Annotated in this window: 14 protein-coding genes; 7 read left to right on the top strand and 7 right to left on the bottom strand. The window is 38.2% G+C overall.

From position 1 onward, the window contains the following. Positions 1–87 precede the first annotated feature (87 nt). The 6 genes from NMG86_RS16060 to ureC all read left to right on the top strand — a co-directional run bounded on the left by NMG86_RS16060 (position 88) and on the right by ureC (position 4169). The gene (locus NMG86_RS16060) at positions 88–327 is read left to right on the top strand and encodes a hypothetical protein (RefSeq protein ID WP_026786120.1); all 240 of its coding nucleotides are present in this window, start codon (positions 88–90) and stop codon (positions 325–327) included. Between the two features lie 195 nt (positions 328–522). Then, a complete protein-coding gene (locus NMG86_RS16065; RefSeq protein ID WP_026798056.1) occupies positions 523–921 on the top strand; it encodes a hypothetical protein in 399 nt (132 codons plus the stop codon). Between the two features lie 21 nt (positions 922–942). Further along, a complete protein-coding gene (locus tag NMG86_RS16070) occupies positions 943–1362 on the top strand; it encodes an immunity protein CdiI family protein (RefSeq protein ID WP_071782740.1) in 420 nt (139 codons plus the stop codon). Positions 1363–1593: 231 nt separating this feature from the next. Then, the gene (locus NMG86_RS16075; protein ID WP_036833027.1) at positions 1594–1797 is read left to right on the top strand and encodes a superinfection immunity protein; all 204 of its coding nucleotides are present in this window, start codon (positions 1594–1596) and stop codon (positions 1795–1797) included. Positions 1798–1984: 187 nt separating this feature from the next. Further along, complete coding sequence (locus NMG86_RS16080) at positions 1985–2374, top strand: urease subunit beta (RefSeq protein ID WP_026794714.1); 390 nt, start codon at positions 1985–1987, stop codon at positions 2372–2374. 76 nt (positions 2375–2450) lie between these two features. Beyond that, a complete protein-coding gene (gene ureC / locus NMG86_RS16085) occupies positions 2451–4169 on the top strand; it encodes an urease subunit alpha (protein ID WP_026798057.1) in 1719 nt (572 codons plus the stop codon). Positions 4170–4495: 326 nt separating this feature from the next. On the opposite strand, the gene NMG86_RS16090 is transcribed toward ureC, so the two are convergent. The 7 genes from NMG86_RS16090 to urtA all read right to left on the bottom strand — a co-directional run bounded on the left by NMG86_RS16090 (position 4496) and on the right by urtA (position 11550). Beyond that, positions 4496–5293, bottom strand: a complete 798-nt coding sequence (locus NMG86_RS16090; protein WP_026798058.1) for an ABC transporter permease — start codon at positions 5291–5293, stop codon at positions 4496–4498. Positions 5294–5314: 21 nt separating this feature from the next. Continuing rightward, on the bottom strand, positions 5315–5962 hold the full coding sequence (locus NMG86_RS16095; protein WP_026798059.1) for an ABC transporter ATP-binding protein: 648 nt from the start codon (positions 5960–5962) through the stop codon (positions 5315–5317). A gap of 131 nt (positions 5963–6093) precedes the next feature. Continuing rightward, positions 6094–6795 (bottom strand): urea ABC transporter ATP-binding subunit UrtE, encoded by a 702-nt coding sequence (urtE, locus tag NMG86_RS16100; RefSeq protein ID WP_036843563.1) that lies wholly within the window; start codon positions 6793–6795, stop codon positions 6094–6096. Positions 6796–6939: 144 nt separating this feature from the next. Then, on the bottom strand, positions 6940–7689 hold the full coding sequence (urtD, locus tag NMG86_RS16105; RefSeq protein WP_026798060.1) for an urea ABC transporter ATP-binding protein UrtD: 750 nt from the start codon (positions 7687–7689) through the stop codon (positions 6940–6942). A gap of 4 nt (positions 7690–7693) precedes the next feature. Then, a complete protein-coding gene (gene urtC, locus NMG86_RS16110; RefSeq protein WP_026798061.1) occupies positions 7694–8872 on the bottom strand; it encodes an urea ABC transporter permease subunit UrtC in 1179 nt (392 codons plus the stop codon). Continuing rightward, the gene (locus NMG86_RS16115; RefSeq protein WP_026798062.1) at positions 8869–10032 is read right to left on the bottom strand and encodes an ABC transporter permease; all 1164 of its coding nucleotides are present in this window, start codon (positions 10030–10032) and stop codon (positions 8869–8871) included. Before NMG86_RS16115 ends, urtC begins: the two co-directional genes overlap by 4 nt. Positions 10033–10221: 189 nt before the next feature. Next, positions 10222–11550 (bottom strand): urea ABC transporter substrate-binding protein, encoded by a 1329-nt coding sequence (urtA, locus tag NMG86_RS16120; RefSeq protein ID WP_071782862.1) that lies wholly within the window; start codon positions 11548–11550, stop codon positions 10222–10224. 408 nt (positions 11551–11958) lie between these two features. Here urtA and NMG86_RS16125 point away from each other — a divergent pair, with 408 nt between their 5' ends. Continuing rightward, positions 11959–13872, top strand: coding sequence for a S9 family peptidase (locus NMG86_RS16125; protein WP_026798064.1), 1914 nt, complete (start codon positions 11959–11961; stop codon positions 13870–13872). Positions 13873–13876: the final 4 nt, after the last annotated feature.

The raw sequence follows: 13876 nt of genomic DNA on the forward strand, positions 1-13876 counted from the left end.
TCTCAATCAAAGCAACCCCAACTTTTTGTACTCAGCTAGTTTGGGTTAACTTAGTGTTATTCCGACATAATTTATAAGAGGTAATGTATGTCAAATATTCGGAAAATTTCAGGGAATCCAGGGGACACTTGGGATGATTTAAGCTGGACAGATATGAACAACGATGAGCAAGCATTGTGGGCTACTTTAGGCTGGAATGAAGCCAGTTGGGAAGAAGACTCTGATGCTCCCGATTCTAATGAGAAATATTGGGAAGACTTAACCGAAAATGAACGTGATGCAGCAACAAAACTCGGTTATAACCAATCTTATTGGGATGAGGATTAAGGTCAAAAGAAAGTCTCCATTTGTATTGTTAATCAAATAGTTTGTAAGGTGCGTAAGGCGCAATTGATTTATTGGGAAATCCAATCATTAACAATTTGTTCCTCGCACCATTTTTTTTGATTAATAAAATTTGGGTACGCTTTTTAATCAGTGATAATATTGTTCTATAATTTTAACATTATAATAGGTAAGCCCTTGACTCAAAATCCAGACTATGAAACGGAAAGATCTGCCTTAATTACAGAACTTCAAGCCAAAGGAATCAAGCATAATCCTGAAAAGATTGTAAGAATCGCTAAATGTACGGATGATCAAATTGTATTCTTAGAAACCGGAGATGAAAACCGAGGTTTACAGCATATTTTAGCGAAAGCCGATCAATTTGCTAGAATAGGAATTAATGTAGATGAAATTGTTGATATTGTTATGGGAGCAATTACCAAAGGAAGCATTGTTAGTTTGCAAGGTAGGGACACAGTTAACCCCCGTCCAGTTTATCAATTTATTCATAAAGGTGAAATCAAATATATTGCAGTTACAATAGGGAATAATGGATATATTGTAGGGACAAATCCGAGAACAAAACTAAAATAATCTTTATAGAGGTTCAATTATATGCCTAAAAAAATTAGACTAATGACAGATTATGGATGTTATCCTTTATGGTGGGATGAACCTGATCAAGTGGGTGATTTAGATCCAGAATCTTTACCTTTAACTCAAGAAACCATTCAACGTTTGTATCATTGGGCTGATGCTTTTGAAGCTCGATTAAACTTGGCTGATCCATCTGATTCTCCTGAAGTTACACCGGAAGAAGTAGAGCGTTTTGAATGGGAAGGATTAAGTTTATGGAAACAGTTACATCAGGAATTAGCCCCTGATTATGAAGTGGTTTATTTTAGTAGTCATTTTCATCAAATTTTTACTGACTCAGTTGAATTAGAGGAAACATTAAAATCTAATTTTATTGAATTTAATCAAACAGAAAGGGGAATTGTTTTAACGAATAACTTGATCAAGCAAACAACTTAATCATCAATTTTGTATGATTAATCAAATAGTTTTTCTGGTGCGTAAGGCGCAATTAATTGATTAGTAAATCCAATAATTAATAATCCGCCGCCCGCACCATTTTTTATTAATTAACAACATTTTAGTGGGTGCGTAAGCTCCGCGCACCCTACAAAAACTTTCTTGACTATAAAAAAAAATAATATATTATTGTTTTTAGCATAACTTAAACCTATGTTTTAGGAGGGATTGATGGGCGACATTGAAAACATGACGGGTACAGACCTTATAGCTGTGGGAGCTTCCTTCGCATTGTATTTTCTTCCCTGGATTATTGCTCTGTTTAAGTCCAAAAGAAATACAACCGCGATATTTTTGCTCAACATCTTTTTAGGATGGACAATTATCGGATGGTTTATAGCACTGATTTGGTCAGCCACTAATGAAAAAGACTAATTGATAAAAATAAAGGCTTGATATCCTCTATTTCAAGCCTTTATTTGTGTTTAAAGCGATCGCACAGGATAAGGTTTATTTATATTGATGGTTTAGTTTATAGGGTGCATGATGTTTGAAATGGGATATAATTATTGTATAATAATGGTCAAATTTGCAATATTAATATTATAAGAGGAAATAACCCATGATTCCAGGGGAAATGATTGTTAAAGCAGGAGAAATTGAACTTAATGTTGGTCGTCCGACTTTAAAGGTCAAAGTGGCAAATACAGGCGATCGCCCAATTCAAATTGGCTCACATTATCACTTTTATGAAGTTAATGAAGCCTTAAAATTTAAACGCGAAAAAACTAAGGGAATGCGGTTAAATATTCCGGCGGGAACTGCGGTTAGATTTGAACCGGGAGATGAACAGGAAGTTGAGTTGGTTTTGATGGGGGGAAGTTTGGAAATTTATGGGTTTAATGGGTTGGTGGAAGGTCAGTTAAATTTGAATTTATCTGAAGCAGAGAAACAAGAAAAAAAAGAGAAGGTTAAGAAAGATAAAAAAGACAAGGGGAAGAAGAAAAAATAATTTTAGTTTGACTTGGGCTTGTAGAATTAAATGATTGAAGAAAGCCCTGAAGGGCTTACTACTTAAGGAGTGAAAAATGAGTTATAAAATGGATCGGCGGGCTTATGCGGAAACTTTTGGGCCTACGGTGGGCGATCGCGTTCGGTTAGCGGATACGGAGTTAATAGTTGAAGTGGAAACAGACTATACAAATTATGGGGATGAGGTAAAATTTGGGGGCGGAAAAGTGATTCGGGATGGCATGGGACAGTCTCCAATTTCCCGTGCAGATGGGGCGGTGGATTTAGTGATTACTAATGCTTTAATTATAGATTGGTGGGGGATTGTTAAAGCAGATGTGGGGATAAAAGATGGAAAAATTTATAAAATTGGGAAGGCGGGAAATCCCTATATTCAAGATAATATTGATATTATTATCGGCCCTTCTACGGAAGCGATCGCCGGGGAAGGAATGATCCTCACCGCCGGGGGAATTGATAGCCATATTCACTTTATTTGTCCTCAACAAATAGAGACCGCCATTGCATCAGGAATTACCACAATGATCGGGGGTGGAACTGGCCCGGCAACGGGAACAAATGCCACTACTTGTACTCCGGGTGCATGGAATATTTATCGGATGCTAGAAGCGGCGGAAGCGTTTCCGATGAATTTGGGATTTTTAGGCAAAGGAAATAGTAGTCAACCCCAAGGTTTAGTCGAACAAATTGTGGCGGGGGCGATGGGTTTAAAACTACATGAAGATTGGGGAACGACTCCGGCGACAATTGATACTTGTTTAACAATTGCTGATCAATATGATGTTCAAGTTGCTATTCATACGGATACTTTAAATGAATCGGGGTTCGTAGAAACGACCATTGAAGCATTTAAAAATCGGGTAATTCATACCTATCATACCGAAGGGGCTGGAGGGGGTCATGCACCGGATATTATTAAGGTTTGTAGCCTGAAAAATGTCTTACCTTCTTCTACAAATCCCACCCGTCCCTATACGATGAATACCTTAGAAGAACATTTGGATATGTTGATGGTTTGCCATCATTTAGATCGGAATATTCCAGAGGATGTGGCTTTTGCTGAGTCCCGAATTCGTCGAGAAACTATTGCCGCCGAAGATATTTTGCATGATTTAGGGGCATTTAGTATGATTTCTTCTGATTCTCAAGCGATGGGAAGGGTGGGAGAAACTATTATTAGAACGTGGCAAACTGCCCATAAAATGAAAGTGCAACGGGGGGTATTAACTGACCCTGAAAATGCTCAAGTAACCCATGATAATTTTCGGGTTAAACGCTATATTGCTAAGTATACAATTAATCCGGCGATCGCCCATGGAATTGCTGATTATGTGGGGTCAATTGCTGAAGGAAAATTAGCCGATTTGTGTTTATGGAAACCTGCTTTTTTTGGAGTTAAACCGGAATTAGTGATTAAAGGTGGGTTAATTGCTTGGGCACAAATGGGAGATGCTAATGCGAGTATTCCTACTCCTCAACCTGTCTATGGTCGCCCGATGTTTGGAAGTTTTGGAAAGGCAATTTCATCTACGTCTTTAACTTTTATGTCTCAAGCGGCTTTAGAGGCAAAAATTCCTGAACAATTAGGGTTAAAAAAACAATGTGTTGCGGTTTCTGGAACTCGAAATATTAGTAAAGCGGATATGAAATTAAATGATGCTTTACCAAATATTGAGGTTGATCCTGAAACCTATCAAGTTAAAGCAGATGGGCAATTATTAACCTGTGAACCTGCGGAGGTTTTACCAATGGCGCAGCGTTATTTCTTGTTTTAGTTTTAGATAGATTTCGACAGATTCCGACAGATTCCGATAGATTGAAATCTATCGCTACACAGACAAAACCCGCCTGCGCGGGTTATGAAATTAAATATTAGCGATATTCTATCCTTTAATTATTCCCCCTATTCCCTCTTTTTTAAGGGGGTTATGGGTTATAATTTTGTTAACCGATCTAAACATAGTTTTAGACAGATTCCGACAGATTGAAATCTATCGCTACACAGACAAAACTCGCCTACGCGGGTTATGAAATTAAATATTAGCGATATTCTATCCTTTAATTATTCTCCCTATTCCCTCTTTTTTAAGGGGGTTATGGGTTATAATTTTGTTAACCGATCTAAACATAGTTGATGGGAAGAATTAAGTAAAGCTTGCCATGCTAATAATACCACTCCTAATGTTCCTAAAGCTGTGGCTGAGGCGATCGCAAAAATAATAATAATTTGATAACGCACCGCATCTAAAGGATTTGCCCCGGCTAAAATTTGACCCGTCATCATCCCAGGTAAACTGACAATTCCCATCACCATCATCGAATTAATCATCGGGATCATTCCGGTTTTAATAGCAGCTTTAACTTCTTCGTGGGTTGCTTCCCAACGGGTCGCTCCTAATGCTAATAAGGTTTCGATTTTTTGGCGTTGATTAACTAAGGATTCCATGAATCTATCTAATCCTAAAGAAATCCCGGTGAGGGTATTTCCTAATACCATTCCCAATAAAGGAATAAAGTATTGTGGATCATACCAAGGTTGCACTTGAATAATTCCCAAGGTGGTTAAATTAGTAATCAAAAATGATGATATAAAAACTGATAATAAACTTCTCCAATAAATTCCCACAAATCTCCGAGAAGTTCGATTAACACCAGAAATTCCCGCAATTGTTGTCATGATCATTGCTAAGGCAATAACCGGAAGGGGTTGGGATAAGGCAAACAGCCAATTTAAGACATATCCAATTAATAATAACTGCACCACCATTCGCACACTAGCAATAACTAATGATTGAGCTAGACCTAATTTTAGTCCTAAAGATAAGGCAATATTAATCACAATGAATAATACAGATAGGGCTAATTGTTCTACAGTAATCGGAATATAACTACTAGACATTTTAGGATGAATGAGATATAATTATTGATCAGAAACTAATTCTTGTTGAACTTGAGTTACCCGGCGCAATTGTTTAGAATCATGACTTGTCCAAATACAAGCTCGTTCTGGGTTTTCAGCTAACCAACGTTGAATTAAAGACTCAACTTGTTGCGTGGTTCTAGGGTCTAAAGATGCGGTAGGTTCATCCAATAATAACACCAAGGGATCTAATTGTAATCCTCTAATTAATGCCACTAATTGTGTTTCTCCTCCCGATAGATTTTGGGTAGATTGTTGGAGGAAATCAGGCGATCGCCCCAGATCTAAAAACCAATTTTCTACCCGTTGCGGATTATAATATTTTTGATGATGAACCGATAGATCATAAATCCTTTTTAAATTTGTTTCTACAGTTCCTTCTAATAATACCGAACGTTGATGTAAATAAATAACTAAAGAACGATATTGAGGGATATAACATTGGGTTAAAGACCGATTTCCCAGTTTAATTTCGCCTTCATTAATGGGATCTAAACCTGCTAAAGCCCTCATTAATAGGGTTTTTCCGGTTCCTGTAGCCCCGACTAAACCCAAACACATCCCGGGGGATAATACCAAATTAACCCCTCGCCAAACCCATCGAGACTGAATTTTACGACCAAGATTAATCGCTGATAATTGGCTCATTGGATATTACGAATTATACTTTTCTATTCTATCAAAAACTTAAACCGATTGATACAATTCTAAGTAATTTCTTATTTGTATTCATAGTAAAAAGTGAAACAACTTTTAGGAAATAAGGATTAGGAAACAAGTCACACCGCTAAAAATCGTTGGATGACTTCTTGACTTAAATCTTTTGTTGCACCAGAAGCCACAATTCCACCTTTTTGCATAGCATAATAACGGTCAGCTTGACGAACAAAATGCAAATGTTGTTCGACTAATAAAACGGATATTCCTGTTGTTTGAATAATTCCCCGCACCGCCGCTTCAATCTCTAAAATAATTGAAGGTTGAATCCCTTCTGTGGGTTCATCTAAAACTAATAATTGCGGTTTTCCCATTAACGCCCTAGCAATAGCTAACTGTTGTTGTTGTCCGCCACTTAAATCTCCTCCCATGCGGGATAACATAGTTTTTAAAACTGGGAATAATTCAAAAATTTCATCAGGAATTTCTGGTTTTCCTTTCGGTCTTTGGGCTAATGCTTCTAACCCTAATAATAGATTTTCTTTCACTGTCACCCTGGGAATAACTTCTCGTCCTTGGGGAACATAACCAATACCTAATCTAGCCCGTTTATCCGTTGAAACTTTATTAATGGGTTGACCTTTGAAATAAATCTCTCCAGTTTTGGGTTTGAGTAACCCCATAATACTTTTTAATAAAGTGGTTTTTCCCACGCCATTCCGCCCAATTAAACATACCATTTGTCCAGGGGGAACGTTTAAATCTACATCGCGTAAAATATGACTTTCCCCATAATAAACATTCAATCCAGATACTTTTAACATAATATTTGGCGGTGCTACAGATTCCATAACTGCTCCTTCTGTTCTTCCGATCATTTTGAAGTCCTCCTAATAATTAAAATTAAAATTTTCTATTATCTTAACTCTTAGTCATAGCCCCCGCTTACCAAGGGGGGTTGGGGGGTATTAATCCTCCTCTTGTTTACCCAAATAAACCTCAATCACCCTGGGGTCATTTTGAACTTCATCCATATCTCCTTGACATAATACCGAACCTTGATGTAAAACCGTCACAGTTCTGGCAATTTGTCGGACAAATTCCATATCATGTTCAATCACAATAATCGAGTGACTTTCTGCTAATGCTAACAGCAAATTACCCACATTTTCCGTTTCTTCATCCGTAAGTCCCGCCACGGGTTCATCTACTAATAATAAATCGGGAGATTGTGCTACTAACATCCCAATTTCTAACCGTTGTTTTTCCCCGTGAGACAGTAACGCCGCCGGAAAATCGGCTTTAGCAATTAACCCAATTGTATCTAAAAGTCCCGCAACGTTTCTAATTTCTGGCCCTGTAGTCCGTTGAAATAGGGTGGGAAATACATTTTTATTGCGGTTACAAGCTAAACCTAAATTATCTCTAACTGTTAAATTTAGATAAATTCTAGGGGTTTGAAATTTCCGCCCAACTCCAAAACAAGCAATTTGATATTCGGGCATTTTTTTTAAATTACGCCCTTTAAAAAATACCTGTCCGCTCGTGGGTTGAACTTTTCCGGTAATCACATCCAAAAAAGTAGTTTTACCCGCTCCATTGGGGCCAATAATTACTCGCAATTCCCCCACATCCATACTAAATGTTAAGTGATTGAGGGCTTTGAATCCATCAAAACTGACGGTGACATCATTAATTTCTAAAATTTTAGCATTCATGGTTTTAATCTTTGGTTATTTTCTGTTCAAATTCCTCTCTTTCTAACTCTATTTCCTGGTCTTCTTCTAAACTGGGATAGGTCGCCACGGGCTTAGGAAATCCGAATAAGGCACGAATTTTATCAAAGCTAAAGTTTCGTACCCATCCCACAATTCCATCGGGTAATATTGTCACTACAATTAAGAATAATGCCCCTTGAAAAAATAGCCAAACTTCGGGGAATTGTTCACTTAATACGGTTCTTCCTAAGCGGACTAATAGGGTTCCTAAAATTGCCCCAATTAAACTTCCTCGCCCTCCTACTGCCACCCAAATTACCATTTCAATTGAAAAGGCAACATCCATCGAATTCGGGGTAATAATTCCGGTTTGGACGGTATATAATGCGCCAGCAATTCCGGCAAATGCTCCCGAAATCGCAAAGACTAAAACCTTAAACCAAGTAGGATTATAACCGGAGAATCTCAACCGAAATTCATCATCTCGAATCGCAATTAATAAATTACCAAACCTTCCACTGGTTAACCAACGACAGATTAAATAGGTAGCAATTAAAAACAGAATTGTTATTTCATAAAATGCTAACTGAACCGGGGCAGAACCGACAACAAATCCAAATATTTTATCGGTTTCGGTTTTTAATCCGTTGGTTCCATTAATTAGTTGTTGTTGACCATTAAAGAAGTTAAAGAATACGATTAATGCCGCTTGGGTAATAATCGAAAAATATACCCCTTTAATTCGATTTCTAAACACTAAATAGCCTAATAATCCGGCAACAATACCCGGAATAATAATTACTGCAAATATAGTGAAAGGAAAGGAATAAAATGGTTTCCATAACCAGGGTAAATCATTCACCCCATAGAGAGTAAAAAAATCGGGGATTTCTCCCTGGGGAAGTTGCAATTTTAGATACATGGCTAAGGCATAACCCCCTAATGCAAAAAATATCCCATGTCCTAAACTCAATAATCCCGTATATCCCCAAATTAAATCAATCCCTAATGCGGCAATGGCTAAGGCGAGAAATCGACCCAATAGCTGTAAGCGAAAGGTGGGTAAGATTAGGGGCATAATTATGGCAAAAAACAAGCCCAGTCCCATAATGATTGCCCCTTCAAGCAGTTTTTTTTGTTGTTTCTGCTTCTTGGTTTGAGGTAGAATAACATCATTATTCATAGTTCAGCCGTTCTCCCTTTTTGTGGAAAGATTCCTGATGGTTTGACTTGTAAAAAGGCAATAATTAATACGAAAACTAATACCTTTGCCATACTGGTTGTGGCAAAAAAGTTGAAAAAATCAACAAAGAAAGGCGCGGCATTCATGTTAGTTAATAATAGAGCCAGAGTTCCTGAACCGATTAAATAACTGGTGACACCAATGGCGAAGGAAGCAATCACAGTCCCGAGCAGATTTCCTACCCCTCCAACCACCACCACCATGAAGGTATCAACAATATAGTTTTGTCCGGTATTCGGGCCGACTGAACCTAATAATGTAATCGCACATCCGGCAATTCCTGCGAGTCCTGAACCGATAGCAAAGGTCAGGGCATCAACGGTATCGGTGGGGATACCTAAACAGGCGCTCATGGTACGATTTTGGGTGACTGAACGAATCCTTAATCCCCAATTAGATCGGTTAAAAAACCAATAAATTCCGATTAAACAAAATATGGTTAAAACAATAATAAAAACCCGAGCATAGGGAATCTGAAAAGTTCCTAATTCTAATCCCCCTCGCAACCAAGGTGGGGCGGTAACATCGACGTTTCTGGCACTAAACCAAGGTTTTGATAGGGCTTTTTGGCTTTGTCCGATAATTAATCCGATGGTCAGACCTATTCCTGATGATAATAGGAATAAAACCGAGGTCGCCCACTTTTGAATATTCTCCCAATTGGGACGACGACGTAGTAACGATAATCCGCCAAAAAATAGCAGACAAAATATAACAATTCCGATCACAAATGTACTACTAACACTGCGAACAAATTGCTGTAAAATCAAACTCACACCCCAAGTTGCTAATAACGTTTCTAAGGGTCTTCCATACAGAAATCTAATTACACCTCTTTCTAATGCTAATCCCGCTAAGGCTGTGATGATAAAGGCAATCGGAATTGCAAAAAAAATGTAGGTACTAAACAGAGATTCGCCGAAGGATTTGAATATATTTTGCACTACAAACGTTGTATAGGCTCCTAACATAATTAATTCCCCGTGAGCGAGGTTAATTACACCCATGAGTCCAAAGACAATAGCCAACCCTAATGCTGCCATTAACAGCACTGAACCAATGCTAATTCCATTAAAGATGGCAATTAATAAATCCTGCATTTTTTAAGAAAAATTCTAAATTAGGTCAGAAAACTGAAAGTTCCTTGATCTTTTCTAAGGGTATATCTCCCTAAATCCCCTTAAAAAAGGAGACTTTGACTTCTTTAATTTCCCCTTTTAATAAGGAAGACTTTAACTTCAAGTTCCCCCCTTTTAAGGGGGGCTAGGGGGGATCTAATCTAGGGTTAATTATGTCGTTTCCATTTTGTATTTTTCCCCTTTCTTGGGATCTGTCCAGTCACAACCAAAGCCTTTTGTGGCGGGAACAAATTGGTTCCAGGGAACTGGATCAACGGGGCCTTCTGTTGCCCAAACAATATTAAATAATCCATCATCCCGTACCTGTCCCATCCGCACGGTTTTAGAAATATGATGGTTAGGGAACATCGTAACTTTGCCGCCAGGAGCATCGAAACTTTGACCGATAGCAGCTAATCTAACCTTATCTAAATCATCGGCTGTTCCCGCTTTTTCTACCGATTGTTTCCACAAATACACCATCAAATAAGCGGCTTCCATCGGGTCATTTGTCACCCGATCTGGCCCATATTCGGCTCTAAATGCTTCTACCCATTTCTTATTAATGGGAGTGTCAACGGTTTGGAAATAGTTCCAAGCAGCATAGTGACCTAAAAGAAAATCTTTACCAATTTGTCGCACTTCTTCTTCGGCAATACTTACCGACATCACCGGATATTTTTCCGGGGTCATTCCCGCCCCTTGTAACTGTTTGAAGAAAGCTACATTACTATCTCCATTTAAACTATTAAAAATTACACCGCCATTGGGTAATGCTTGTTTGATTTTAGTAATAATTGGAGTAACTTCCGTATTCCCTAACGGTAAGTAATCTTCCCCTACTGTTGTGCCGCCAATGGCTGCTAATTGTTCCTTAATAATATTGTTAGCTGTGCGGGGAAAAACATAGTCAGAGCCAACTAAGAAAAACTCCTTACCCTTATTATCAAATAACCATTGTACGGCAGGTTCAATTTGTTGGTTAGGGGCGGCTCCAGTATAAAAAATGTTTTTAGAACATTCTTGACCTTCATATTGAACCGGATACCATAACATATGATTTCTGGATTCAAAGATATCTTTTACCGCTTTCCGACTGGCAGATGTCCAGCACCCAAAAACCGTGACAACCTTATCTTGATCGATTAATTTTTGGGCTTTTTCGGCAAAAGTTGGCCAGTCAGAAGCACCATCTTCAACTACGGCTTCAATTTGTTTACCGAGGACGCCACCATTGGCGTTAATTTCTTTAATGGCTAACTTCTCTGCTTCAACAACCGTGGTTTCACTAATTGCCATTGTTCCACTTAAGGAGTGAAGAATTCCCACCTTAATTGTATCGCCATTACTCGTAGGGGTTGCTGTGGGAGTTGCGGTGGAGGTTGAGCTAGTGGTATTATTGGTAGCAGGGTTGGCACATCCTTTCAGAAACAGGGTGCTTCCAAAGGCCGCCGAACCATAAACCAAGAATTTGCGTCTACCGAAATTTTTTTTCACGATGACTATTTAGCGATTTTACTTAAAATTTTCCTCGAAGAATAGGCTACTTTCTTTACCATATCTATAACCATGAGTTGGTTAAATTGAAACATCGAGCAGTAGATAAAAACACTTAAAAATTAACAATTTACTGCAATTCGATGAAGATATGGTATGGTCAATTTCCTATTCAGGCTTCGTATAATAAAGGAGTTTTGCATAGTAAATTGTAGTCTACAATACAAAATATTAATAATTAATAATCAAACCTTAGAAAAATCAATGACTCTTTAAATCAGTTGATGAGCTAGAGTATTTATTACATCAGCTTTTAAATGAAGGAGAGTTATTTTTTAAATGAGGACGTAAACTTAAAAACAAAGGTAATGCTATAATCACAGTTTAAATAAACAACAGCTTAATCAAAATATGAGCAAAAAAACCGAAAAATATGGGTCTTGGAAATCTCCCATTACCGCCGATTTAATCGTAGAAGGAACCGTTGGACTCGGTGGTTTAACCTGGGATGGGGATAATATTTATTGGACAGAAGGACGGTCATCAGAAGCGGGACGCAGTGTGATTGTTCGTTTGACTCCTGATAATCAATTAAGTGATGTGACTCCTCAGTCTTTTAATATTAGAACTCGGGTTCATGAATATGGGGGGGGTTCCTATATTGTTAATCAAGGAACAGTTTATTTTTCTAATTTTGTTGATCAACGTCTTTACAAACAGAACATTCAAGGAGAAAATACACCCTATCAAATTACTCCCAACCCTATCACCCCAGAAGCAGAATATCGTTATACGGATGGGGTAATTAATACTCAAAATCAACGGTTAATTTGTGTTAGAGAAGATCATACCGAAGGGGGAGAACCTGTTAATACCATTGTCAGTATTAATCTGAATAATAGTGAGGATATTCGGGTTTTAGTCGAGGGTAATGATTTTTATGCCTTTCCTCGTTTAAATCCCGATGGTAACAAATTATCTTGGATTTCATGGAATCATCCAAATATGCCTTGGGATGGGACGGAATTATGGGTTGCTGAGGTTAATTCTGAGGGGTTATTAGGAGAAAAAGTATTAATTGCGGGAGGTTTAGAAGAATCTATTTTTCAACCCCAATGGTCGCCAGATGGGGTGTTATATTTTGTAAGCGATCGCTCGAATTGGTGGAACTTATATCGCTATACTGGAAAGATAGAACCTCTATATCCCATGGCTGCGGAATTTGGTTTACCGCTTTGGGTTTTTGGAATGTCAACTTATGGGTTTAGTTCCGCAGAAAAGATTATTTGCACCTACAGTAAAAATGGGAATTGGTATCTAGCAAGTTTGGATACTAAAACTCTGAAATTAGAGGATATTGAGATACCTTATACTGCTATTGATGGCTTAACTGTTTCAGGAAATCAAGTGTTATTTATTGGCAGTTCTCCCATAGAAAGTAGTGCTATTGTGCAACTTAATTTAGACACGGGAGAACTCGAAGTATTACGACGTTCTAGTCAAATTGTACTAGATAAAGGCTATTTATCCGTACCTCAACCAATAGAATTCCCTACAGAAAATGGGAAAACTGCCTATGGATTTTTCTATCCTCCTCAAAACAAAGATTATCAAGTTTCAGAGGGAGAAAAACCGCCTTTAGTTGTTAAAAGTCATGGTGGGCCAACGGCGGCTACTTCTAGCAGTTTGAGCTTAAAAAATCAATACTGGACAAGTCGAGGATTTGCGGTTTTAGATGTCAATTATGGGGGAAGTACGGGTTACGGACGGGAGTATCGCCAACGCTTAAATAAAAGTTGGGGAATTGTGGATGTGGATGATTGTTGTAATGGGGCAAAATATCTGGCAGAACAGGGTTTCGTGGACGGAAATCGAATGGCAATTGCGGGCGGAAGTGCGGGCGGTTATACTACTTTATGTGCTTTAACATTTAAGGATGTATTTAAGGCGGGGGCTAGTTATTATGGAGTCAGTGATTTAGCAGCTTTAGCAACGGATACCCATAAATTTGAATCCCGTTATTTGGATGGTTTAATTGGGATTTATCCAGAAGAAAAGGCTATTTATCAACAGCGTTCTCCGATTTATCATGTTGATCAATTATCCTGTCCGGTGATATTTTTTCAGGGATCAGAAGATAAAATTGTGCCTCCCAACCAAGCAGAAATGATGGTAGAAGCCTTAAAAGCTAAGGGTGTTACGGTGGAATATGTTCTGTTTGAAGGAGAGCAACATGGCTTCAGGAAAGCGGAAAATATTAAACGTGCTATTGATGGTGAATTTGGTTTTTATGCCAAGGTTTTTGGTTTTGAACCTGCAAAATAAACCA

It is taken from the genome of Planktothrix rubescens CCAP 1459/22, assembly GCA_904830895.1.
Taxonomy (GTDB): Bacteria; Cyanobacteriota; Cyanobacteriia; order Cyanobacteriales; family Microcoleaceae; genus Planktothrix; species Planktothrix agardhii.